This is a genomic window from Janthinobacterium sp. HH104, assembly GCF_001758715.1.
Lineage (GTDB): Bacteria > Pseudomonadota > Gammaproteobacteria > Burkholderiales > Burkholderiaceae_D > Janthinobacterium > Janthinobacterium aestuarii.
The window spans coordinates 95165-117828 of record NZ_LRIB01000050.1; the positions used below are offsets into that span (position 1 = coordinate 95165).

Sequence of the window (22664 nt, forward strand, 5' to 3'; positions counted from 1 at the left end):
CTACAGAATAGAATTGCCGACATGATACCTGCTCCACAAAAACTCGTCCTCGACACCAACGTTTGCCTCGACCTGTTCGTCTTCAACGACCCGCGCTGGGCGGGCTTGCTGGCGGCCATGGAAAGCGGCGCCGTGCATGCCATTACGCGCGAAGATTGCCGCGCGGAATATCTGGTCGTGCTGCACTACAAGCATCTGCCGCTCGATGAAGCGAGCCGCGCCGTTGCCGCCGCCCGCTTCGACGCCCACATCAAGGTCGTGGCGCCGCCCGTCTCAGGCGTACGCCTGCCCGTCTGCACGGACAAGGATGACCAGAAATTCCTCGAACTGGCGCGCGACGCCAACGCCGACATCCTCATCACCAAGGACAAGGCGCTGCTGAAACTGGCCCGCAAGACGGCCAAAGCCGGCATGTTCAAGATCATGGTGCCGGAAGGCTGGGCATTGCCAGGCTGAGCCTTTAAAGCCCCGCACGCAACGGGGCGCGCTGCGCTAGAATGGGACACGATTCCACTTTCCGCACCGCGCCCCTACCGTTCATGAACAGCCCGTCCCTGCCCTACACGACTCCCGCCCTGACCACCCGCTTGCCTGCTGTCGGCACCACCGTGTTTACCCGCATGTCCAGCCTGGCGGCCCAGCATGGCGCCGTCAACCTGGGCCAGGGTTTTCCCGACTTCGATTGCGCGCCTGAACTGGTCGACCGCGTCAGCGACGCCATGCGCGCCGGCCACAACCAGTATCCGATGATGACGGGCGCCGCGCCCTTGCGTGAAGCGATTGCCGCGAAGATCGCCAGCCTGTACAGCCATAGCTATGATGCCGGCACGGAAATCACCGTCACGGCCGGTGCCACGCAGGCGCTCACCACGGCCATCCTGTGCTGCGTGCATCCGGGAGACGAAGTCATCGTCATCGAACCGGCCTACGACAGCTATCTGCCCGCCATCGCGCTGGCCGGCGGCGTGCCCGTGCTCGTCTCCATGGAGGTGGGTGAACACGGGTACAGCGTGCCGTGGGACAAGCTGGCCGCTGCCGTCAGCAGCAAGACGCGCCTGATCATCATCAATACGCCGCACAACCCGACTGGCACGATCTTGCGCCCCGCCGATGTGGCCGCGCTGGCCGACATCGTGCGCGGCACGCAAATCTTGATCCTGTCCGACGAAGTCTACGAACACATGGTGTACGACGGCGTGCCGCACGCCTCATTAAGCCGCAACCCGGAACTGGCGGCGCGCAGCTTCATCGTCTCCAGCTTCGGCAAGACGTATCACGTGACGGGCTGGAAGGTCGGCTATGTAGCCGCCCCGGCCGCACTGACGGCGGAGTTTCGCAAGGTGCACCAGTACAACGTGTTTACCGTCAACACGCCGATGCAGCACGGCCTGGCCGGCTACATGGCCGACCCGCAGCCCTACCTGGACTTGCCCGCGTTCTACCAGCGCAAGCGCGACTTGTTCCGCGATGGCCTGGCGGGCAGCCGCTTTACCCTGTTGCCAGCCGACGGCACGTATTTCCAGTGCGTGCGCTACGATGCCATTTCGCAAGAGAGCGAAGCGCAGTTCGCCGAATGGCTGACGACGGAAATCAAGGTGGCCGCCATTCCCGTGTCCGCGTTTTATGCGCAGGGCAAGGAGTCGGGCATCGTGCGCTTCTGCTTTGCCAAGAAAGACGAAACCTTGCGCCTTGCGCTCGAGCGCCTGCGCAGCATATAACCGAGCACTGAACATGGCTTCGCTGCGGCGGGGCAAAGGATGACAAGCATGGTACAGCGTCGCATCGGCCCAGCCGACCTGGTTCCCGGCGAACCCCTGCCCTGGGATCTGTTTCTGGCCGACCACAGCGCCGGCCCGCAATTGCGCAAGGGACAGATCATCACGGACGGCGCGCAGCTGGGGCGGCTAATGCAGCTGGGCCTGTACGTGGGCGCACCGGACCAGCCACCCGTCTTGCGCTTGCTCAACGAAGCGGCGCAGCGCCTGGAGCGCTTGCTGCTGGCCTTGCGCAGCGAAAACAATGCCGAGCGCGACGTACGCGACATCGCGCGCGAACTGCTGCGCGCACTCGAGCACGATGCCGACATCGCCCTGGCCAGCATCCTGCTCAACCAGATCGCCGGCAGCTACGCCGTGCGCCACTGCATCGAAACGGCGCTGCTGGCCATGCTGGTAGGACGCAGCATGCACAAGTCCCACGACGAATTGCTGTTGATCGGCGCGGCCGCGCTGACGATGAACGTGGGCATGCTGCGCCACCACGACAGCTTCCAGGACCGGCGTGGCCCGCTGAATGACGAGGAAATGCGCATCGTGCGCCAGCATCCGCAGGAAAGCACGGAATTGTTGCGCTGCGCCGGTGTCGACGACGAGGAATGGCTGAGCTGTGTACTGCTGCACCATGAAAACGACGACGGCAGCGGCTACCCGCAGGGGCGCACGGCCGATGAAATCCTGCAAAATGCCAAGCTGATCGGCCTGGCCGACCGCTATTGCGCCCGCGTCTCGGCGCGCAACTACCGGCGCTCCATCGTGCCCGACCAGGCGCTGCAGCACATCTTCCTCGACCAGGGCGTACCTATCGATCCGCTGCTGGGAGAACAGTTCGTCAATCTGCTGGGCAAATATCCACCGGGCACTCTGGTGCGCCTGCGCAGCGGCGAATTGGGCGTCGTCACGCAACGGGGCGCCGGCCAGGTCCACCCGCTCAGCGACCCGCTGGGCGCGCCGCTGGCCGCCGCCCAGCTATCGCAGATGACGCCGCGCGACACGGGCGACAGCCAGTTCGCCATCGTTTCCTCGCTGCATGAAGATGATGCGGGCGTGCGCTTCAGCATGCGGCATGTGTGGGGGGATGAAGCGCGGTTGTAGCGCTTATTGGCATGGGTCGCAATACGCGAATGCCTTGATGACAAGTTTCGCAGGCAGCCTGCAAAATTGATGATTCGAAGTGATCTTTACTATCTCAAAAGATTGCTATTCATCACTATTTCTCTTATTTTTATTTCAAAATAGTAATGAAGGGCGCTGTCTTCGCTGAACTGATTTTCCAGGACAACAACGTCGACATCTTTTTCAGGGAAATACATTTTGATTGATGCAAAGCCCAAGCCTTTTCCGGAGTGGCCGATGTATTTAATCGGCGTCTTGTCACTGACATAGACACCATAACCATAGCCATTTTTTTCAGCACCGAAAGCGACGTGCTGACTGGATATGTCATAATTTGTCATCAGCTTGTAGGTTTCCGGCTTTAAGATTTTCCCCTTATGAAGTTTTTCATCCCATGCATTCAAATCCCTTGCATTTGAAACAATGCCTCCAGCGGGAATAAAATCAACCCAGCCTTGCCCCTGAACAGGATGCATTTTCAATGCGAATACATTTTTCGAATTGACATAGCCATTGATAACGTTATTCTTCTTGCCTTCCTCATAGCAAAAACTATTGTCCATTGCCAGCTCTTTGAACAAGTCATTTGCCGCTTCGATATACTTTTTCCCGCTTACTTTTTCAAAAATATGTCCCAGCATGGCGTACGTTGTCACGCCGTATAAAAAATCCGTTCCGGGCTGGAAGCTCAGTGGCTGGTCAATCTCAGTGATTCCTGCCGAAAAGTTGAGCAGCTGATGCACGGTCACTTTGTCGGCCCACGCCTGCGGCAAATCAGGCAAGTATTTTCTAACGGGACTATGCAAGTCGATCCTGCCTTTTTCAACTTCCCGCAAAATCAACGCTGCCGTGATCTGCTTGCTATTCGACATGATCCTGAAGTTGTCGTCCAGTTTCAACGGCACCTTATTTTCAAAATCCGCATAGCCATAGGCTTTTGAGTATATTGTTTTCCCATGTTGCGTGATGAGAATGACCCCATTGAAACTTCTTGGACTTATTTCCTTGATCAAGCTGTCAATTTCAGCAGCGTAGTCACCCGACTTGTCTGCAGGTGAATGACTTTCAGCATGGGCATTGGCGAATACAGCGCCTGTCAATAGAAATGAAATCGCCAATATTTTCAGTGGCGAAGTCGCTTTTTTATCAGCATCAGAAGTTTTCATGGTGATATTGTCGTTTGGTTTACAACCTTCAACTGGGAAAATTATACCCCCGCCCACTGCGTGGCTGCGAATTCAAACGGCCAGCAACAGAACCGTCAGTTTGAAGACTTCAAATACGCGCGCAAGCCATGCGTCAAAATAAAGGGAAACACGCTCGCATGGTCTTCATCCTCGAACACGCGCAAGCGCGTCTTCAGGCCCGGGTACTTGTGCGATTTCAGCTTGCCATCGAACTCGCGCAGGTCGGCCAGCATGTCGGCCTCTTCCTCCAAACGCGAACGCTTCTTGCCCGCCGCCAGCTTTTCCAGGCCGCCGATGCCGAAGAACACGGATGCAGGCAAGTCCTTGTGGCTGGCCGCATATGCCTGCTCGCGGTCGAACATGACACCGGCGTCGTACCACAGCGACGGGCTGCCGAGAATGTAGTGCTCGAAGGTGCGCGGTTCCGTCAGCAAAAATTGCAGACCCAGCAGGCTGCCGTAGGAATGGCCGATGAAGACCTTGCGCTGCATGTTGACGCGATAGTTACTGGCGATAAAGGGAAACACCTCGCCCGAGATGAACTGGCCATACGCCTTCGCTTCACCAAACGCTGGTTGCCGCCCCGGCATGTCCGAGCGGTAATCGTGCTTGCGCGGCGTGGTGGGCGTGTAGTCGCGGCGGCGGCTGTACACCCCGCCATCGCCGTTGGCGTACGACAGGCCGACCACCACGACTTCTTCCATCCCCGCATGCTTGTTCAGACGCTGCGCGATATTGCGCACGATGGGGAACGAGTAATTGGCATCCACGACGAACAGCACCGGATAGCGTTTATTTCCCTGCCGATAGGAATCGGGCAAGGCGACATATAGCTGATAGTCGCGTTTCAGGGCTTGCGCACGGATGTCGCGCACTTCCGTATTTTCCAGCACGTAGCTGGCTGGCGGGCTGGCGGGTGCGGCCAGGGCGCTGCTGGCCAGGCAGCACAGGACGACGAGCAGATTGCGAGGTTTCAAGCTGGTTTCTTTCATTGAGGTAAAAGTTACTTCGACACAGCCGCCGTCAGCTGCACCAATTTTCGCTCGACAAACGCCTGCAATTGCGGCGACAGGGTTTGCAAGCCCTTGGCCCGCTCGAACGCCTGGCGCGCCTGGGCTTGGTGGTTGTCCGCTTGCAAGGCGATGCCCAGGCCCATCCACCAGACGCTGTTGTCGGGCGCCGTCTGCAGGGCCTGCTGATACTGTTCCGATGCTTCGCGGTAGCGCTGTTCGCGCTGCAGCACGCCGGCCAGGAAGGCGCGGTATTCGCCGTTGTCGGCGGCGTACGGCAAGCTGCGCGTGAGGGTATCGAGGGCGGCCGCGCCGCCGTTGGCCTTGTCCAGCTGCAGACGGGCCAGCATCATCGCTTGCGCCGGCTGTTTCGGGTCCAATGCCAGGCTCAGCTGCAACTGGCGGGCCGCCTCGTCGGGGCGCTGCGCTTCGAGCAGCAGACGCACCAGGGTTTCGCGCGCGCCCTGGTGGCGCGGGTCCAGCTGCAGGGTCTGCTGCAAGGCCAGCATGGCGTCGGAGACGCGGCCATCCTGCAACTGGGCCAGCGCGCGCCGGTATTCGTTCTCCACGCGCTGCTGGGCAGTGACGTGCTTGCCGTCGATGATGCGCTCGCTGGCGGCCGGTGCGGGCGTTTTTACCACGGACGCAGCGGCAGGCTTGGCCGCTTTTTCCACGATGCGGCGCATTTCGGCGGGCCGCGCCTTGGCGGGCGCGGGAGCAACTTTCTCGGCCTGGAACACGGGTTCGGGTTCAAGCGCCACGACGGGCGCAACTGGTGCAGCCACCACGGGAGCCGGTGCAACGACAGGCACCGGCACTGGTAAGGGAGCCAGAACAGGCGTACTGGCCACATTGATCAGCACGGGCGGCACGGCCGGGCGCTTCAGGTAGACCCAGCCCAGGGCGATGGCGGCGGCCGTCAAGCCGGCAGCGCCGCCAAAGACCAGCGCGCGCGGCAGGCCCCGCTCGCGTTCGGGCACGGAGCGGATACCGGCCGCGTCGCCGCGTCCATCGGGGGTGCCGCGCGCATCGAGGTCTTGCAACATCTTGTTAATCAGGCTCATCTACAGGCTCATCTTCGTCATCGGTTCAATAAAGTCCAGCTCACGCCGCAAGCGGCGGCCAGCACGCCGGCGCCGGCCAGCCATGGCCAGGGCTTCTGCCAGAAGCGCGGCTTGCTGGCCAGGGTGTCGCTGGCGGCCAGCGCCACGTGGCGCCCGCTGACCTGCTGCCGGCCTTCGCCATACGCCACCATCAGCGCCTTGTGCGCCATGATGTTGATCAGACGCGGGATGCCGCCGGAAGCCTGGTACAGCTTGCGCACGCCGCCACGGCTGAACAGGCGCGCGCCATCGAAGCCGGCCACGCGCAGGCGGTGCGCCACATAGAAATCCACGTCATCGCGCGACAGCGGACCCAGGTGGTAGTGAAAGGTGATGCGCTGCGCCAGCTGGCGAATTTCCGGCAGGGCCAGCTTGACGTCGAGTTCCGGCTGGCCGAATAGCACGATTTGCAGCAGCTTGCGCTTTTCCGTTTCCAGATTCGTCAGCAGGCGCAGCGCTTCGAGGCTATCGACGGGAATCGCCTGCGCTTCGTCCAGGCACAGCAGCACGCGCTTGCCTTGCGCCGCCAGGTTGAGCAGGCGCAGGTTGAGGGACTTGAGCAACTGATGCTGATCAGCATCTTTCTCCAGCAGCACATCGAGGTCGTCCGCCAGCGCCAGGATCAGCGAACGGGGCGGCAAGTTCGGATTCGGGATGTAGGCCGTGACGAAATCCGGCCCCAACGATTGCATGAACTTGCGGCACAAAAAGGTTTTACCAGTCCCCACTTCGCCAGTGATCTTGATGAAGCCCTCGCCATTGCGCGCCGCCACCAGCAGGGTGTTGAGCGCCTTTTGCGACTGCGGGCCGTTGAAGAAGAAACTGGTATCGGGCGTGAGGCCGAACGGCGCCTCGCGCAAGCCGAAATGGGCCTGGTACATTTAGCGCCGCTCCGACGGTCGGCGCGGGTCGAGCGCCTCGATGCGCTTGCCCGAATCGAGCAAGTCCTCGTTCCAGCTGTTGGCGCCATCGACGATGGTCGGCTTGATCAGCACCACCAGCTCGCGCTTCTGGATCACCTGCCCCGTGTTGCGGAACAGCGCGCCCAGTACGGGAAGGTCGCCCGCGCCCGGCACTTGCGAGCGGTCCGACGTCGTGGCCTGGCGCATCAGGCCGCCGATGGCGACGATGCGGCCATCCTGGCTGCGCACCATGCTGTCCATCTCGGACGTGCTCGATGCGGCCAGCGGCAGTTTCAGCGAACCGGCGCTGCCCAGGTCGATTTCCTTGCTGATGGTCGACACCTGGCTCACGGACGGGTGCACGTGCAGGATGATGTTGCCATCCGCATCGATCTGCGGCGTCACGTCCAGCACCACGCCGGAAAAGAAGGGCTGCAAGGTCACGTTGGGGCTGGTCGTCGCGCCGCTGGCCGTCGTGTTCGTCGTGGTCGACACGCCCGTCACGTAAAACTCGTCCGTACCGATCTTCAGCACGGCCTTCTGGTTATTCATGGTGGCGATGCGCGGGCTCGACAGTACATGCACGGAACCCTGCGATTCCAGGAAAGAAATCATGGCGGCGAAATTGGCCGTCTGGAAAGCCAGGCCGAACATAGAACCGGCCGCGTTGGCCGCCGAACTGAGGCCAAAGCCGCTGCTGGCCGTCAAGCCATTGCCGGTGGTCATGTTCGGCGGCTGGCCGCCGTTGAACGGCAGCGGCGCCAGGGTGCCGCCCGGCTGGATGAAGCCGGTCGAGATGCGGTTCGTGTGGCCGCTCTTGATCGAGGCGAACGAGGCCCAGTTGATGCCCGTCTGCGTATTGTCGTTGAGCTCGACTTCGAGGATTTTCGCTTCCAGGATCACCTGGCGGTCGACGGACAATTGCGTGGCCTTCAGGTACATGTCGACATTGCGCAACTCTTCCGGCATGGCGCGGATGACGATCACGCCCGACTGCGGGCTCAGTACCACTTGGCGCCCGCCTTCGCTGCTGCCGACGATGGCTTCCAGAGCCGCTCTCAATTCCGGCCAGAAATCGGCCGTCGACGAGGTGGTCAGGTTGCTGCTGTCCAGGGTGCGGCCGCCCTGGCCGCCATTGGTTTGCTGGTTCTGCTCGTTATTCTGGTTATTGCCCTGGTTGTTATTGCCGCCATTGCCCGAGCCGCCCGAATTGGTCGAGCCCACCGAACCCACGGACGTCGACGAGACGCGCAGGTTGGAACTGCCGCGGCGCGCGCCCGTCAGGTAATTGACGTGGAACAAACGCGTCTGCATGGTCAGGGGCTTGATGTAGATCTGCGTGCCCTCGACCTTGTAATCGTAGCCATACAGTTCGCGCACGGCGTCGAGCGCCTGGAACAGGGTCACGTCCTTCAGGTTGGCGGAAATCGTGCCGCCGATGTCAGGGTGGACCAGCATGTTGTAGCGCGTGCCGGCCACGATGGAAGTGAAGAACTGGCGCGCCGGCACATTGTTGAAAGCCACGTTGAAGCGCTCGTCGAGCGCGGCGCGGGCCTTCGGCAATTGCTGGGCCAAGGCCGCCACAGGTGGCAGCAGCGCCGCTTCCACGGCATCGGGCTGGGCCGCTGGCGCCGTGGTGGCCGCCGCGCCCTTGACGGCATCGGAGATCGCATTGTAGGTGTCGCGCTTGACGGGCGCGACATTGCAGCCGCCCAGGCCCAGGCTGACGCTGATGACAGCCGCCATCGTACTGATCTTGAACATGCTCGCCTTGTGTTGATTGAGTTGCTTGGCCACTTCTTCTACTCCTGCTTGCTGCCGGTCTTGCTATCGGTCTTGCGATCGGTCTTGCTGCTCGGGTACAGCTTGAAGGTTTCCAGTGATTTGCCACGCCGCAACAGCACTGCCGTGTCGTGGATTTCCGTCACCACGGCGTCGCCCACCCTGCTGCCGACCTTGACCGTCTGGCCATCGATGACGGCCAGGCGGCGTCCGCCCGGCTGGGTGGAAATGAGCACCGATTGCAGCTGAGGCCGGGCCGCAACGACGGGCGCGGCGCTGGCGGGCGCCCACAGGGCCGCGGGCGGACGCGTCGGATCATCGAGCGCCTGCGCCTGCGCGCCAGGCCATGCCAGATTCAGCATGAGCAAAGGCGCCAGCAGCGCGGGACCAAAGGTCAGAGTGCGATCCATGTGTCGTCCATGCTGAGGGTATGTAAAGTCAGGGTCAAAGTGGCGCTTGGGTAGCTGGCCGCATCGAGGTGGGCGGCGCCCCAGAAGACGCGCGTCGGCATCGCTTGCAGCGCCTGCATGTATTGCACCATGTCCGCATAGCTGCCTTGCAGCACCACTTCCACGCCATGCTGGTGCAGCAACGGCGCCGGGGCCGGCGCCTTGGTGGCATCCGCCTTGGCCGCCGCATCGCCGTTTGCGGTTTCGGCCTGATGTGCGCCGACTGCGCTGCCGGGCAAGGTTTTCAGCGACACCAGGCGCAATCCCGCGTGCCGGCGCAGCAGGTGCTCAAGCAAGGTAACCATGCGCTCGGGCGCCACCAGGCCATGCTGCTTCTCGCGCAGCGCCTGCGCCAGGGATGCCGTTTCCGCCTGCAGGGCCAGCAGGCGCGCGCGCGCTTCCTTGTCGGGATCGGTGGCATGGGCGAGCATGGTCAGCTCGATTTCCTTGTTCGTCGCGGTCAACAGGCTTTGCTTTTGCGCAATGCTCGCTTCCAGCGCTGCATGCTTCGCCAGCAAGGGATTGAGGCTCATGAAATAAAATACGAACAGAACGGCGGCCGCACCGGCGCCAAACACCATCAGCCGCTCGCGCCGGCTGAGGGCATCGAAGGCGGTGGCCCATTTCTTCAGCAAGGGCAGCATCAGCGTGTTCCTCCCGCAACAGGTTTGGGCGGCGTGACAGCACGCTCCGCCGACTGCAGGCTGAACGCGACGTAAGGCAGGCTGGCCGCCTTGCCCTCGGCCACGGCCGGCTGCTCGGGCTGGCTGATGTCGAGGCTGGCAAAGCTCTTGCCTTTGAGTATTTCCTGCTGGCCCAGGCGCGTGATGTACGCGGGCAGCAGCGACGCGTGCAAGGCGCGGCCCTGCAAGCCAAAGTCATTGCCGGCGCCGGCGATGTCCACGCCCGTCAGCCATACGCCTTCGACCCTGGCCTGCGCCAGCGCGCGGAAATAGCCGGCATAGCCGAGGGTATTGCCCAGCTTGCCGCTGTCCAGCATGCTAGCCGCGTCTTGCAGCAACTGGCGCTGCGCCTCGACGGCCGCCAGTTCCTGCGCCAGGGCCGGCTCTTTCTTGCGTGGCGGGTAATCGCGCAAAATCTGGTCGCGCTTCGCCTCGACTTGCGCCAGTGCCGCCTTGACGCCCGCTTCGCGCTGTTCCAGGCCGGCCATTGCCTGCCGGGCCAGCACACCCAGGACCAGCAAGACGAGTGCCAGCGCGCTCAGGCCCAGGCCGGCCGTGCTCGCCGACATATGGTGTTTTTTCAGTTCAAACTGGGGATTGAACAGATTGATCTGCTGGCTCATGCGCCCTTCCCTTCATGCTTGCCCGGGTGCGGGCCAAGCTCGCGCAAGGCCGCGCCGATGGCCAGGAAGTAGCGCGCCTGCATGGCGGGGTCGCGCAATTCGGCGGCCTGCGACAAGTCCAGCACGGTAGCCAGGTCCAGCTGCTCGACGGGCATGTAGAGATTGTCGGCCAGATAGGCGTGCAAGCCATCGCTGGCGCCCGTCATCAGCATCAACCGGGCCAGCGAAATGAAATGGAACTGGCGGTCGAAGTGGTCGAACGAGCGCTGCAGTTCCAGGGTGACGCGGTCATAGTACTGGCTGGCATCGGGCGACTGCAATTGCGACAGGGTCACGTCGATGCGGCGCGCCTGGTACAGCTCGCCATTGAAACTCATGGTCAGCAAGCCGCCGTCGCCATCGAAAAACAGCACGGCGATGCCGCGTCCCGGCGTTTCCAGCAAGGTGGCGATATTACGCTGCGCCATTTCGGGGATATCGATCACGGACAGGCCGATCTTGCATTCGGCGTACTGCGCCTGGCGGCGCGACACGGCGCTGTTGCGCGCGGCGACGGCAAACACGCTGCTGCCCCGCTGGGTGCCGTTCGGATCGCCGGGAATGTCGAACACGTCGATAGTGGCGTCGGCCAGTGGAAAGTCCAGCATATCCTTCAGGCGCCAGCCCACGGCCGTCTTCAACTCCTCGCGCGGCACGGCCGGCGCTTCCAGCGACAGCAGCTGGTATTCGCCGCCAGCCAGCACGCTGGTGCAGTGGCGCGAGGGGGCCTGCAGCTCCTTGCCCAGTTTTTCCAGCACCTCGGCCGGCGCCGGTCGTGCGGCCGCCTGGTAGCTGGCACGCAGCACGCGCGGCATCCCGCCGGCGGGACGTTCGACAACGACAGCGCTGACGCCCTCGCGGCCAAACGCCGTGGCCAGCCAGCCATCGTACTTCTTTGCTCTTGCGAATAAACCCATGCGAACTATCCAGTGTAAGTGCCTGCCCGATCTTGTCGCGCAGTTAATGCATCCAGCCAATTTTAATTCATGAAGCCAACTTTATTGTGTAAAAACAATAAATTAGCGATCTTTTTTTCACGCAGTTGACCTTACTGCGACAACACGGCTTGCAGGCGGCGCTGGACGTAATCGGGGTTATTGCCCGCGTTCGGGCAGCCGGCAGGCCCAGGCTGGTTGCAAGCCGTGGCCGTGATGGTCCAGCTGGTCAAGGTGCCGGGTCCCGTGGCCGTGTTGCATTGCACGCTGACGCTGAACGCCGACAGGGTCGTGCCAGGTGGCAAACTGAACGTGGTGGCGCCGATGCACGCCGCACCGGCGGTCAGGCCGGCGCTGATCTGCCGCTGCAAACCCCATTCAAGGCCGGCGCGGGCGGCCTGCTCGGCGCGCACGCCCTGCACGTCCAACGCCGATTCCGTCTGCTGGAAGGTGGACATATTCACCATCACGGCCGCCAGCGCGGCCAGCACCACGAGCAGGAAAATGGCCGTGACAAGGCTGAAACCGCGCATGCGGCGCGCGCGGTGGCGCAGCAAGTGCGTCATGGCGTATTCCTCGCCTGCACCTGTTGCACCAGGCGCAGCACGCCAGTATTGCTGTTCGCCGCGCCCAGGCTCAGGCTGATATTCACCAGGCCCCGCTGCACATTGGCCAGCACCGTATAGCTGAAAGCGCACGCCGTCACCTGGCGCGCCAGCAGGGCGCCATTCGCCGCCACCAGCGGCGCGGTGCCTTCCACAGCCGGCTGGGCGGCCTGGATCACATAACCGTCGTAACGGGTCAGGGTCCCGGTCGCCAGATTGCAGGCATAGGTGACGGGCGTCGACACCACCTGAAAACGGTTCGACGGCGACGGCAGCGGCGCAGGCGCCGTCGTGAAAGGATAGCTGCCCAAGGTGACGACACGGCCGGCCACGCCCGTGACGGGCGCGCGGTTGCAGCCATTTGCCGCGCTGCAGAAATAGGCATCGTTCGGCGTGTAAGCTCCGCCCAGGTTGTAGACGACGATCTGGTCGCCCACGCTGATCGCCTGGCGCGCGCCCAACGCATTGGCGGGCATGGCGCCGACGACGGTGAAGCTCGCCGGAACGCCGGCGGCGGGAGGGGTCTCGAAGCTCAACACATTGCCCAGACCGGCCGGATCGCTGTCGCTCAGGTAGCGCCCGCCCGTCTTGGTCAGCAGCAATTCCAGGAACTGGCCCCCGCCCGTCACGCGCACGCTGTTCGGCAAGGCGAGGCGCACGTCGCGCGTCAGGCGGCGCGCCGCCGTATCGGCCGTATCGGCCAGCGCCGCGCGCGCGGTGGTGTCGATATAGCCTTGCACGGGCACGCGGATGAAGACGGCGACCATGGCGCCGATGATGCCCGTGATGACGATCACGATGACCATCTCGATAAGGGTAAAGCCGCGCGGGCGGCGCCTGGTGTCAAGGAAATTTTTCATGGAATACTGTTCGGCGCATAGCGCACGCGATAGCCGTCGAGCACGACCTGCTGGTCGGCATACGGCACGACCACCTGGATACGCAGGCCTTCCGTGGCAGGTAAGCCATTCAGGGCTACGGGAGTGATCGTTACCGATGCAACATATGTCTGGGGGGAGCCAGCAGCCCAGACGGCGCCCTGCGCATCCGTCTTGTAGTCCGTGGCTGCGCCATACGCGCCCACGTAATCGTTGACGTTATCGAAAGGACGCCCCGCGCCGCCCGCCTCTTGTCCGGCCACTTCCGGGATAGCGCAGCCGGCGGGGTTGGCGGCCGTTTCCGCGGCCGGGTCTTGCGGATCGCAAAACGTAAACCGCGCCAGCTGGATTTCTTCCAGCATGCTTTCGGCAATCGCCAGCGCCTGCTTGCGCAGCTGCGGGTCGGCGCTGTGTTGCGTCGTCAGGCTCATCACGCCCAGGATGGCGGCCGAAGCCAGGCCGACGATGACGATGAATAGCACCAGTTCGATCAGGGTCACGCCACGTTCACGCTGGCGACGCTGGCTAATGGACATAGCCGGTCTCCCCTTCAACCGTGACGGTACGCGTCAGGCCATTGCTCTGGATGCTGATTTGCAGCGGGCCCGGGAAGGTCGATGCGTCAGGAAACACATTGGCCAGCGCATATGGCTGGCCCAGCGCGTCGAAATAAAAACTTGCCGACTTGACGGGATCGGTGGACATGGTAACGCCGGAAGGACGGCCTTCGCACAGCCAATTGCTACCCAGGCAATGCTGTAGCGTCTCCTTGCTGCCGCTGTTGTTGCCCGTCGGCGGCACCACCTTCTGCTCATCGCTGCAGCCGGCGTCGAAGCACAGGGCCACCTTGTTGGCATCGATGCTGACAAACACGGCACGGTTTTGCGCCACAGCCAGCTTTTGCCCGTAGCGCACGATATTCGTCACCTGGTCGGCAAAACCGCGCGCGTCGAACGTGTCGCGCTGGAAAAACCGGTTGACGGCAAAGGTCGCCAGCAAGCCCGCGATCACCATCACGGCCACCAGTTCGATCAAGGTGAAGCCGCGCGCAGGCGTACGCCTCAGCGAGCCTGGCGGCACTGCGTGGCGATGCGGAAAGACTGTCGGTGGCTGCTGCAATGGATGGCCCGTAAAAAAGCCCAACGGGCTGGCGCCTGGGGTTGGGCTGGTGGTGCGCAAGGAAGGCTGGCGTGGCCTGACTTTCCTTGTTGTGTGCTTATATGTTTAGCCGCAATTTTCGGCTTTTGCATTGACCGTGATAACAGGTGCTCCGCCTGCAGCGGCAGGCGCCGTGTACACTACCGAGCAGCTGGCGCGTGTCGTGGCCTTGTCTACCGCAACGGTCATGACGGAGCCGGCAAAGGTGACATTGTAATCATCAACCGACAAGCCAGCAGCTTCTTGTATGCCGTCAGCACTGGCCGCAGGATAGCCAAACGCATCCTTGATGGTCTTGCCTTCCATCACGACCGCTTTAGTCGAGTCGCCGTTGACCAGGTATTGCGCATGGTACAGCGCCGCACCCGCCTTGACGGCGCCAGCGGCCGCATTCATCTTGGCCACGCGCGCATCAGTCGACATGTCGATAAATTTAGGAATCGCCGTCGCCGCCAGGATGCCGAGGATCACGATGACGACGATCAGTTCGATCAGGGTAAAACCTGCCTGGGCGCCGCTTTTCATACTACGTAAAGACTTATTCATACCTGCTCTCCAAAATCAAATAAAAACATTAAAACCAACGCCATGAAACTGTCGCCGCACCAGACCAGGAAGCGCGTCAGTTTGCTGCCGAGTCCGGCGATTTCCACACCACGATATCGGGCTCCCGGGAGAGCTTGTCAAGATCGGCGTCCGCACCCGGCAAGGTTACCTTAAATTTCACTGAATCAACCCTCGTAGTGGGAAAAATATTGCCATTACTAAACAAATAGATAATTTTTTGTTCTTTTTTGTCGTACAACCAATTCCCTGCCTGTAATTTTGCAAGGTCCGGCTGCGCGAACTCGCCCAGGTAGTTGGCCGGTTTATCCATCAACCAGTCGAACGGGTTTTGCCGCGCCAGCGCCGGCATTTTGTCGCGCCGGTCCGCCAGGTACAGCTGCAGCACCTGCACCCGCAAGCTGGTGCGCAAGACGCCGAGCATCTGGGCCACGGCCACCTGCTGCGCCTGCTGCTGGTAATAGCCGACCCGGTTCAACAATACCGCCACCAGGATGGCGAACACGCCCGCCACCACCGCCAGCTCGAACAGGGTGAAACCGCGCTGGCGGAACGGCTTTGCCATCAGTGCAGGGCCGCCCGGCCCAGGTCCCAGATCGGCAAGAAGATGCCCAGCGCCAGCACCAGCACCATGGCGCCGAGGAAGACGATCAAGATCGGCTCGATCTGCGCCGACAGGGTCTTCAATTCATAGTCGACTTCGCGTTCGTACATGTCCGCGATCTCGTCCATCAGGTCGTCGAGCGAACCGGATTCCTCGCCCACGGCGATCATCTGCAGTACCACGGGCGTAAACACGCCGGCCGCGACCGAGGTGCGCAAGATGCTTTCGCCCCGCTCGACACCGTCGCGCATCTGTTCCACGCGCGCGCTCAGATAAGTATTGTCGACCGTTTGCGACACCACGGTCAGTGCCTGCACGATGGGCACGCCGCTCGTGCTCGACAAGGCGAAACTGCGCGCAAAGCGGGCCATCGTGCCCTTCAGGATGATCTTGCCGGCGATCGGCAGGCGCAGCTTGGCGCGGTCCCATTTGTATAAGCCCTCTTTCGTGCGCAGCCAGGCGCGCCAGCCGAAAAAGCCGCCCACGCCCAGCATCAGCAGGATGGGCCAGTACGTCACCGTGAAGCGCGAGGTACCGATCAGGATGCGCGTCATCAGGGGCAGTTCCGCGTGGAAGCTGGCGAACACTTTCTCGAACTGGGGAATGACGAAGATATTCACCACGATCATGGCGGCGAGCATGGCAAAGACGACGAAGGTCGGGTAGCGCGTCGCCGTTTTCACGCGCGCGCGCATGTCGCGGTCGAATTCCAGGTGGTTGAACAGGCGCAGGAACACTTCGTCGAGGCGCCCCGTCATTTCGCCCACGCGCACCATCGACAAGTAAAACGGCGTGAAGATCGTGGGATGGCGCGCCATGGCGGCCGACAGCTCACGGCCAGCGTCGAGCGATTCGCGCACATCCTTGATGATGCGCCCGAACGCGGGGCTGATGGCGGACTCCTGCAAGCCGGCCAGGCCGCGCATGATGGGCACGCCCGCCTTGAGCAGGGTGTACAGCTGGCGGCTGAACAGCTGCACGTCCATGGGCGTGACTTTTTTCTCGGTCAGCCTGGCCCACCAGCCCAGTTGGTTGGCGCCGGCCTTCGTCACCGTCTGTTTCGTGGCGCTGATATCGACGGGCGTGCTGCCGCCCGCCATCAACTGGTCGGCCACGGCGCCGCTGTCGGCGCCTTCCATCACGCCGGTCAGCAGTTCGCCGCTGGCGCTACGTGCCTTGTAGGAGAAAAACGGCACCTCAATCCTCGCTCTGGTTGCTGATGCGCATCGCTTCCATCACCGTCGTGCGGCCCTGTACCACCAGTTGCACGGCGTGGCGGCGCAAGGTTTCGCCCGCCATCTGCGCCGTCGCCACCTTCATGAAATGCGATGGGTCGGCATGGTTGGCGGCATCGGCCACGGCGCGCGTGATTTCCAGCAATTCATACACGCCCGTACGGCCCCGGTAACCCATGCCGTTGCAATGCGAACAGCCCTTGCCGTGGAAATACTGGTTGCGCTCGACCAGCTCGCCCAGTTCCAGGCGCAGCCATTCGTATTCGTTCGGCGTGGGCTGGTATGGCGTGCTGCAGCTTTCGCAGATCACGCGCACCAGGCGCTGCGCCAGCACGGCTTGCAGCGAGCTGCCCACCATGTAGCGGGGCACGCCCATGTCCATCAGGCGCAGCGGCGTGCTGATGGCGTCGTTCGTATGCAGGGTCGACAGCACCAAGTGACCCGTCATGGCGGCGCGCAGGCCGATCTGCGCCGTTTCCTGGTCGCGCATCTCGCCGACGAGCACGATGTCGGGATCTTGCCGCAAGGCCGAGCGCAGCACCCTGGCAAAGTTCAGCTCGATCTTCTCGTTCACTTGCACCTGGTTAATGCCGGGCAAGCGGTACTCGACGGGGTCTTCCACCGTGATGAGCTTTTTTTCCACGGAATTGAGTTCGGACAAGGCGCAATACAAGGTCGTCGTCTTGCCGCTGCCGGTTGGCCCCGTCACCAGCACGAGGCCGTTCGGGCGGCTGACGATGGCGCGGAACTGCTGCACCAGCTTGGGCGGCATGCCGATGGCGTCCAGGCGCAAGGTCGTGCCGCCCTGGTTCAGCAAACGCATCACCACCGATTCGCCATACTGCGTCGGCATGGTGGAAATACGCACGTCGATGCGCTGGTTTTTCACGCGGATGGCGAAACGGCCATCCTGCGGCAGGCGCTTCTCGGAAATATCGAGGTCCGACATCAGTTTCAAGCGCAGCGCCAGCGAACTGGCGATCTTGCTGTCCGCTTCCGTCTGCAGGTGCAGCACGCCGTCGATACGGAAACGGATTTGCAGCCGGCCTTCCTGCGGCTCGATGTGGATGTCCGAAGCGCGCACCTGCGTGGCATCCTCGAACACCGATTGCAGCAGCTTGACGATGGGCGCCTCTTCCAGGCCCGGATTGGCGGCCAGCGCGCCGAAGTCGACGGACACGTCGCCCAGGTCCTGCTCCAGCTCGCGCGTCAGGGTCGAGATATCTTCCGTGCGGCGGTAGATGCGGTCGATGGCGGCCAGCACTTCCGTCTCATTGACCACAGCCAGTTCGATCTGGCGCTTGACCAGGCGCGAAATTTCATCGTACGCGAACAGGTCGGTCGGATCGGACATGCCGACCAGCAAACCCTCGCGGCGGTCTTCCAGCACCAGCGCGCGGAAACGGCGCGCCTGGGTTTCCGGCAGCAGCCGCACCAGTTCGGGATTGATGTTGAAAAACTTCAGATTGATGTAGGGAATGTCGAGCTGGCGCGCCAGCGCGCCCGAAATCTGCTCTTCCGTAACGAAGCCGTGCTCGACAAAAACGCGGCCCAGCTTGCGTCCCGAACGCTTCTGTTCCGTCAAGGCCTGGCCCAACTGTTCTTCCGTCAGCAGTTTCTGCTGCACCAAAATTTCACCGAGCCGGACTTTCTCTGGCCTTGCCATTGCATACTCCTCGACAAACAAATTCCACAGACGATACACGCCAGCGGCGCGCGGGGGTATTTTATTCCAGAACCTGTTGTTTCTTAAAGAAAATACATTCCAACGTTTGATTTTTGCGCATTTCAACACACTGCAAGGAAACGCTTGCCGCCCACCTGCGCCCGTGGCAATAATGGCGGTCGTTCACCGCCTTTCCTGCCGACCATTGCCCCTATGAACGCCTGCGCCATCGAGTTCCACAACGTGCATCTGCAACTGGCGGGCAGCGCCGTGCTGCGCGGCGTCGATCTGCAAGTGCGCGCGGGGGAACTGTTCGGCCTCGTCGGCGTGAATGGCGCGGGAAAGACGAGCTTGCTGAAATGCCTGCTGGACTTTTGCACGCCAGAGCGGGGAGATATCGCCATCTTCGGCCAGCCGCACCGGCACGGCGCGGCGCGCCAACCGCTGTCGTTTCTGCCGGAACGCTTCCAGGCGCCGTATTACCTGACGGGCGGCGACTTCCTGCGCTACCTGTCGCGCCTGCACGATGTGCGTCCCGATGCGCTAGCCGTGCAGCAAGCCCTGGACGCGCTGGAGCTGGCGCCGGACGCCCTGCTGCGCCCCGCGCGCGCATATTCGAAAGGCATGATGCAAAAACTGGGGCTGGCCGCCTGCCTGCTGTCGGGCAAGCGGCAACTGGTGCTCGATGAACCGATGAGCGGACTCGACCCTAAAGCGCGCGCGCAGTTCAAGCAAGTGCTGCGGCAAGCGCGTGCGCAGGGCCGCGGCGCCCTGCTCACTTCGCATGCGCTGGCCGACGTGGAAGAATTGTGCGACCGCATGGCCATCCTGCATGCGGGCCGCATCGTGTTTACAGGCACGCCCGCCGAATGCCGCGCGCGCCATGGCGGTGCTGCCGGCGCCAGCCTGGAACAGGCTTTTCTCAATTGCATCGCGGCATGAACACCGGCACGCAGGTTTCCAGCCACTACGCGCCCTCGCCGCACGGTATGTATCTGCGCCATTTCGGCTTGCGCACGGCGCCGTTCGGCATCACGCCGGACCCGGCCTTTTTTTATACGGGCAATACACGGGGCGAACTGCTCGACGCGCTGCTGTATGCCGTCACGCAAGGCGAAGGCATCATCAAGCTGACGGGCGAAGTAGGCAGCGGCAAGACCATGCTGTGCCGTATGCTGGCCGAGCGCCTGCCGCCCCAGGTCGACGTGCTGTATTTGCTCAATCCCCGCCTGGAGCCGGACGAAGTCCTGCACGCCATCGCCGCCGAACTGGGCCTGGAACTGGACGGACGCGGCGCCGATGCCGTGCTGCGCGCCCTGCACGGCGAGCTGATCGGCAGGCATGCGGCGGGGCGCCAGGTGGTACTGCTGGCCGAAGAAGCGCAAGCCATGCCGGGCGCCACCCTGGAAGCGCTGCGCCTGCTGACGAACCTGGAAACGGCCAGCCACAAGCTGCTGCAGATCGTCCTGTTTGGCCAGCCGGAATTGCAGCACACCCTGGACTTGCCCCAGTTCCGCCAATTGAAGGAGCGCATCACCCACAGTTTTACCGTGCCGCGCCTGCCGCAAGCCTTGCTGAACGATTATCTGGCCTGCCGCCTGGCCGCCGCCGGCCGCATGGCGCCGCTCGTCTTCACACCGTCCGCGCTGCGCCGGCTGGCGCGCGCGGCGCAAGGCATTGTGCGCAGGGTCAATATCCTCTCCGACAAGGCCTTGCTGGCCGCGTTTGCGGACGATGCGCAGGAAATCGGCGCGCGCCACGTGCGCCTGGCCATTGCCGACAGTCCCTTCCACCGCCCGCCGTGGCATGCGGGCAAGCTGCTGGCGGGTGCCTTGAGCGCACTGATGGTGCTGCTGGCCGCCGCGCTGCTGTGGCAATGGCTGGCGCCGGGCCAGGCAGCAGTCCCACGTGCGCCGCTGCCAACGCTGCCTGCGCCGTCGACGCTGCTCGACAGCAAGCTGGCGGAATCGCGCGACTGGCTGGCACGGCAATTGCCGCAGCAACTGGTGCTGCACATCGCCAGCCTGCCCGCCACCGAAACGGCCGCGGCGGAAGCTTTCCTGCAGCAGGCGCAGCAAGCCATCGGCCTGCGCGACCTGCACGTGTTTCGCCTGCCCGGCGCGGCGTCCGCGAACGCCGCCGGGCGCCTGGACATCGTCTACGGCAGCTTCGCCGACCGGGCCAGCGCCGAGGCCGTTTGGGCTAGGCTGGCCCCTGCGTCGCCACAGAAAATATTGCTGTACGACATAGATAGTATCCGTGCGGAAATTAAAGCCGCGACACCGGCACAAACCGGGCGTGGCGCCCCTTGACTTTATTTCGGTATATTGCCTCCGGGGCCCGCACACCCGATTGCTTTTAGGCGATCATGCTGGGTAAAATTACAAAAGCACAACACGACTTCAAGGGCGAACTTTTCATGAATCAACACCCTATTCCTGTGCTGGCCTCCTGGGTCGCCCTCGCCTGCAGCACCGTGCTGGCCGGCTGCGCCACGCATCAAACGCCGCTGTCGCCTGCCCACATCAATACCCCGCCCCGCCCAGCCGGCGCCATTCCTGAACCGGTGCAGCAAAGCAGCGCGCTGGCCGCGCCCCTGCCTGCGCCAAAAGTGGAAACCTACAGCGTCACCGTGCACAAGGTGCCCGTGCAATCGCTGCTGTTTGCGCTGGCGCGCGACGCGGGCATGAATATCGACATCCACCCGCAGATCGAAGGCAGCGTCACCCTGAATGCGCTGAACCAGACCCTGCCGCAACTGCTGACGCGTATCGGCAAGCAAGTCGATATGCGCTACGAAATCGATGGCAAGAACCTGACGGTATTGCCCGACGCGCCCGTATGGCGCAATTACAAGGTCGATTACGTCAACATGGCGCGCAGCACCAACAGCAGCGTGAATATCGCCACGCAAATTTCCACGGCGGGCGGCGGGTCGAACAGCGCCAGCAACCCCGTCGGCGGCACGCAAGGCAGCGGCGGCAACGGCAATAACAACTCGACCACCCTGGTCGTGAATCGTTCGGAAAACAATTTCTGGTACAGCCTGGAAAAGAATATCCGCGACCTGCTGCGCGAGACCACACTCAACGATGTGCAGGTGGACCCGCTGGCGCAGCTGAACCAGCAGTTGACGAGCATGCCCGGTCAACAAGGGCAGCAGGGACAGCAGGGACAGCAAGGCCAGCCTTTCCAGCAGCAGAATCAGGCCGGCAATCAATACGGCAGCCAGGCGCCGATGCAGACTGGCGGCCAGTATGCGCCAGGCCAGCAGCAGGGCAATACCAACGCAAACCCGTCCCAGCCGCTCGACGCGAACGGCCTGCCGCTGCTGAAACTCGCCAACAAGGGCAGCCCCTCGTCGGTCGTCGTCAACGTGGAAGGCGGCTTGATCGCCGTGCGGGCCACGGGCCGCCAGCACGAAAAGATCGCCGAATTCCTCGATGCGGTATTGCATAGCGCCAAGCGGCAAGTGCTGATCGAGGCGACCATCATGGAAGTGCGCCTGAGCAATGAATACCAGCAAGGCATCAACTGGTCGCGCCTGACGGGCAGCTTGCAGTTGCGGCAGCAGCAAGTGGGTACGACTGCCCTCAGCAGCGGCGTCACGCCCGGCGCCACGCCGGGTATCTTCGTGCTCAATTATCTGAAGGACAGTTTCAGCACGACCATCCAGCTGCTCGAGTCGTTCGGCAAGGTAAAAGTGCTGTCCAGCCCGAAGATCAGCGTGCTCAACAACCAGACGGCCATGCTGAAGGTGGTCGACAACAATGTCTTCTTTACCATCAAGGTAACGCCTGCCGTGATCAGCTCGACGGGCACCATCACCACGCCCGCCACGTATGAATCGAAACTGGAAACCGTGCCCGTCGGCTTCGTCATGAGCGTCACGCCGCAGATTTCCGACAGCGATGAAGTGACTCTGAACGTGCGCCCCACCATCACGCGCATCGTCGGCTATGAGCAGGACCCGAATCCGGCCCTGGCCGCGCTAAACGTGCGCAACCGCGTGCCCGTGATCCAGGCGCGCGAACTGGAGTCGATCATGAAGGTGGGCAATGGCCAGATCGCCGTGATGGGCGGCCTGATGCAGGACTCCGTCGACAATGCCAAGGATGGCGTGCCGGGCCTGTCCAGCCTGCCCCTGGTCGGCAATTTGTTTACCTATCGCAATGAAGCAAGCAGCAAGACGGAACTGGTGATCTTCATGCGCCCCGTCGTCGTCAAGGATGCCAGCGTCGAGGGCGATTACCGCGACTACCGTTATCTGCTGCCCGGCCAGGCGCCGCTCAACAGCCAGCCGTACACGGATGGCCCGCCGGCGCCAGTTCCAGCACCTGGTCGTAGGCT

The 22664-nt window shown here is 62.7% G+C and carries 23 protein-coding genes; 6 read left to right on the forward strand and 17 right to left on the reverse strand.

Going from position 1 to position 22664, the window contains the following annotated elements:
- Positions 1-21 precede the first annotated feature (21 nt).
- The 3 genes from JAB6_RS23805 to JAB6_RS23815 all read left to right on the forward strand — a co-directional run bounded on the left by JAB6_RS23805 (position 22) and on the right by JAB6_RS23815 (position 2870).
- Positions 22-456, forward strand: coding sequence for a putative toxin-antitoxin system toxin component, PIN family (locus tag JAB6_RS23805; protein ID WP_070305034.1), 435 nt, complete (start codon positions 22-24; stop codon positions 454-456).
- Positions 457-539: 83 nt separating this feature from the next.
- Positions 540-1718, forward strand: coding sequence for a pyridoxal phosphate-dependent aminotransferase (locus JAB6_RS23810; RefSeq protein WP_070305036.1), 1179 nt, complete (start codon positions 540-542; stop codon positions 1716-1718).
- Positions 1719-1766: 48 nt separating this feature from the next.
- Complete coding sequence (locus JAB6_RS23815) at positions 1767-2870, forward strand: HD-GYP domain-containing protein (RefSeq protein ID WP_070305037.1); 1104 nt, start codon at positions 1767-1769, stop codon at positions 2868-2870.
- An 89-nt stretch (positions 2871-2959) separates the two neighbouring features.
- Here JAB6_RS23815 and JAB6_RS23820 read toward each other — a convergent pair whose 3' ends face one another.
- The 17 genes from JAB6_RS23820 to JAB6_RS23900 all read right to left on the reverse strand — a co-directional run bounded on the left by JAB6_RS23820 (position 2960) and on the right by JAB6_RS23900 (position 18314).
- Positions 2960-4057 (reverse strand): serine hydrolase, encoded by a 1098-nt coding sequence (locus JAB6_RS23820; protein WP_083292953.1) that lies wholly within the window; start codon positions 4055-4057, stop codon positions 2960-2962.
- A 95-nt stretch (positions 4058-4152) separates the two neighbouring features.
- Positions 4153-5055, reverse strand: coding sequence for an alpha/beta hydrolase (locus JAB6_RS23825; protein ID WP_254671769.1), 903 nt, complete (start codon positions 5053-5055; stop codon positions 4153-4155).
- A 26-nt stretch (positions 5056-5081) separates the two neighbouring features.
- Complete coding sequence (locus JAB6_RS23830) at positions 5082-6152, reverse strand: tetratricopeptide repeat protein (protein WP_254671771.1); 1071 nt, start codon at positions 6150-6152, stop codon at positions 5082-5084.
- Positions 6153-6169: 17 nt separating this feature from the next.
- Positions 6170-7072 (reverse strand): ExeA family protein, encoded by a 903-nt coding sequence (locus tag JAB6_RS23835; protein WP_034755331.1) that lies wholly within the window; start codon positions 7070-7072, stop codon positions 6170-6172.
- Complete coding sequence (mshL, locus tag JAB6_RS23840; protein ID WP_070305074.1) at positions 7073-8857, reverse strand: pilus (MSHA type) biogenesis protein MshL; 1785 nt, start codon at positions 8855-8857, stop codon at positions 7073-7075.
- A gap of 38 nt (positions 8858-8895) precedes the next feature.
- A complete protein-coding gene (locus JAB6_RS23845; protein ID WP_070305040.1) occupies positions 8896-9285 on the reverse strand; it encodes a hypothetical protein in 390 nt (129 codons plus the stop codon).
- Complete coding sequence (gene gspM / locus JAB6_RS23850) at positions 9270-9968, reverse strand: type II secretion system protein GspM (RefSeq protein WP_070305042.1); 699 nt, start codon at positions 9966-9968, stop codon at positions 9270-9272. The genes JAB6_RS23845 and gspM overlap by 16 nt, the downstream gene beginning before the upstream one ends.
- Complete coding sequence (locus JAB6_RS23855; protein ID WP_070305043.1) at positions 9968-10630, reverse strand: hypothetical protein; 663 nt, start codon at positions 10628-10630, stop codon at positions 9968-9970. The genes gspM and JAB6_RS23855 overlap by 1 nt, the downstream gene beginning before the upstream one ends.
- Positions 10627-11586 carry an agglutinin biogenesis protein MshI gene (locus tag JAB6_RS23860; RefSeq protein WP_070305045.1) on the reverse strand — a complete coding sequence of 320 codons (960 nt, stop codon included), beginning with the start codon at positions 11584-11586 and terminating at the stop codon, positions 10627-10629. The genes JAB6_RS23855 and JAB6_RS23860 overlap by 4 nt, the downstream gene beginning before the upstream one ends.
- 131 nt (positions 11587-11717) lie before the next feature.
- Entirely contained in the window at positions 11718-12170 is a 453-nt protein-coding gene (locus tag JAB6_RS23865) for a hypothetical protein (RefSeq protein ID WP_070305046.1), read from the reverse strand.
- Entirely contained in the window at positions 12167-13069 is a 903-nt protein-coding gene (locus JAB6_RS23870; protein WP_070305048.1) for a prepilin-type N-terminal cleavage/methylation domain-containing protein, read from the reverse strand. Before JAB6_RS23870 ends, JAB6_RS23865 begins: the two co-directional genes overlap by 4 nt.
- Positions 13066-13623, reverse strand: a complete 558-nt coding sequence (locus tag JAB6_RS23875) for a type II secretion system protein (RefSeq protein ID WP_070305050.1) — start codon at positions 13621-13623, stop codon at positions 13066-13068. The genes JAB6_RS23870 and JAB6_RS23875 overlap by 4 nt, the downstream gene beginning before the upstream one ends.
- Complete coding sequence (locus JAB6_RS23880; RefSeq protein WP_070305075.1) at positions 13613-14167, reverse strand: Tfp pilus assembly protein FimT/FimU; 555 nt, start codon at positions 14165-14167, stop codon at positions 13613-13615. Before JAB6_RS23880 ends, JAB6_RS23875 begins: the two co-directional genes overlap by 11 nt.
- 144 nt (positions 14168-14311) lie before the next feature.
- Complete coding sequence (locus JAB6_RS29895) at positions 14312-14791, reverse strand: type II secretion system protein (RefSeq protein ID WP_070305051.1); 480 nt, start codon at positions 14789-14791, stop codon at positions 14312-14314.
- Positions 14792-14867: 76 nt separating this feature from the next.
- Positions 14868-15374 carry a type II secretion system protein gene (locus JAB6_RS23890; RefSeq protein ID WP_070305053.1) on the reverse strand — a complete coding sequence of 169 codons (507 nt, stop codon included), beginning with the start codon at positions 15372-15374 and terminating at the stop codon, positions 14868-14870.
- Positions 15374-16609, reverse strand: a complete 1236-nt coding sequence (locus tag JAB6_RS23895) for a type II secretion system F family protein (protein WP_070305054.1) — start codon at positions 16607-16609, stop codon at positions 15374-15376. The genes JAB6_RS23890 and JAB6_RS23895 overlap by 1 nt, the downstream gene beginning before the upstream one ends.
- A gap of 1 nt (position 16610) precedes the next feature.
- Positions 16611-18314, reverse strand: coding sequence for a GspE/PulE family protein (locus JAB6_RS23900; RefSeq protein WP_070305056.1), 1704 nt, complete (start codon positions 18312-18314; stop codon positions 16611-16613).
- Positions 18315-18527: 213 nt separating this feature from the next.
- Here JAB6_RS23900 and JAB6_RS23905 point away from each other — a divergent pair, with 213 nt between their 5' ends.
- The 3 genes from JAB6_RS23905 to mshL (JAB6_RS23915) all read left to right on the forward strand — a co-directional run.
- On the forward strand, positions 18528-19256 hold the full coding sequence (locus tag JAB6_RS23905) for an ABC transporter ATP-binding protein (RefSeq protein WP_070305058.1): 729 nt from the start codon (positions 18528-18530) through the stop codon (positions 19254-19256).
- A complete protein-coding gene (locus JAB6_RS23910; RefSeq protein WP_254671773.1) occupies positions 19253-20626 on the forward strand; it encodes an ExeA family protein in 1374 nt (457 codons plus the stop codon). Before JAB6_RS23905 ends, JAB6_RS23910 begins: the two co-directional genes overlap by 4 nt.
- A gap of 107 nt (positions 20627-20733) precedes the next feature.
- The coding region (mshL, locus tag JAB6_RS23915; RefSeq protein WP_083292959.1) for a pilus (MSHA type) biogenesis protein MshL at positions 20734-22664 on the forward strand (1931 nt) is incomplete at its 3' end.

Coding starts and splice junctions, on each gene's coding strand:
- JAB6_RS23810 (WP_070305036.1), top strand. CDS start 540: ATGAACAGCCCGTCCCTGCCCTACACGACTCCCGCCCTGACCACCCGC.
- JAB6_RS23910 (WP_254671773.1), top strand. CDS start 19,253: ATGAACACCGGCACGCAGGTTTCCAGCCACTACGCGCCCTCGCCGCAC.
- JAB6_RS23845 (WP_070305040.1), bottom strand. CDS start 9,285: ATGGATCGCACTCTGACCTTTGGTCCCGCGCTGCTGGCGCCTTTGCTC.
- JAB6_RS23830 (WP_254671771.1), bottom strand. CDS start 6,152: ATGAGCCTGATTAACAAGATGTTGCAAGACCTCGATGCGCGCGGCACC.
- JAB6_RS23860 (WP_070305045.1), bottom strand. CDS start 11,586: ATGGGTTTATTCGCAAGAGCAAAGAAGTACGATGGCTGGCTGGCCACG.
- JAB6_RS23900 (WP_070305056.1), bottom strand. CDS start 18,314: ATGGCAAGGCCAGAGAAAGTCCGGCTCGGTGAAATTTTGGTGCAGCAG.
- JAB6_RS23815 (WP_070305037.1), top strand. CDS start 1,767: ATGGTACAGCGTCGCATCGGCCCAGCCGACCTGGTTCCCGGCGAACCC.
- JAB6_RS23905 (WP_070305058.1), top strand. CDS start 18,528: ATGAACGCCTGCGCCATCGAGTTCCACAACGTGCATCTGCAACTGGCG.
- JAB6_RS23805 (WP_070305034.1), top strand. CDS start 22: ATGATACCTGCTCCACAAAAACTCGTCCTCGACACCAACGTTTGCCTC.
- JAB6_RS23855 (WP_070305043.1), bottom strand. CDS start 10,630: ATGAGCCAGCAGATCAATCTGTTCAATCCCCAGTTTGAACTGAAAAAA.
- JAB6_RS23835 (WP_034755331.1), bottom strand. CDS start 7,072: ATGTACCAGGCCCATTTCGGCTTGCGCGAGGCGCCGTTCGGCCTCACG.
- JAB6_RS23870 (WP_070305048.1), bottom strand. CDS start 13,069: ATGAAAAATTTCCTTGACACCAGGCGCCGCCCGCGCGGCTTTACCCTT.
- JAB6_RS29895 (WP_070305051.1), bottom strand. CDS start 14,791: ATGAATAAGTCTTTACGTAGTATGAAAAGCGGCGCCCAGGCAGGTTTT.
- mshL (WP_070305074.1), bottom strand. CDS start 8,857: ATGTTCAAGATCAGTACGATGGCGGCTGTCATCAGCGTCAGCCTGGGC.
- JAB6_RS23865 (WP_070305046.1), bottom strand. CDS start 12,170: ATGACGCACTTGCTGCGCCACCGCGCGCGCCGCATGCGCGGTTTCAGC.
- JAB6_RS23890 (WP_070305053.1), bottom strand. CDS start 15,374: ATGGCAAAGCCGTTCCGCCAGCGCGGTTTCACCCTGTTCGAGCTGGCG.
- JAB6_RS23875 (WP_070305050.1), bottom strand. CDS start 13,623: ATGTCCATTAGCCAGCGTCGCCAGCGTGAACGTGGCGTGACCCTGATC.
- JAB6_RS23820 (WP_083292953.1), bottom strand. CDS start 4,057: ATGAAAACTTCTGATGCTGATAAAAAAGCGACTTCGCCACTGAAAATA.
- gspM (WP_070305042.1), bottom strand. CDS start 9,968: ATGCTGCCCTTGCTGAAGAAATGGGCCACCGCCTTCGATGCCCTCAGC.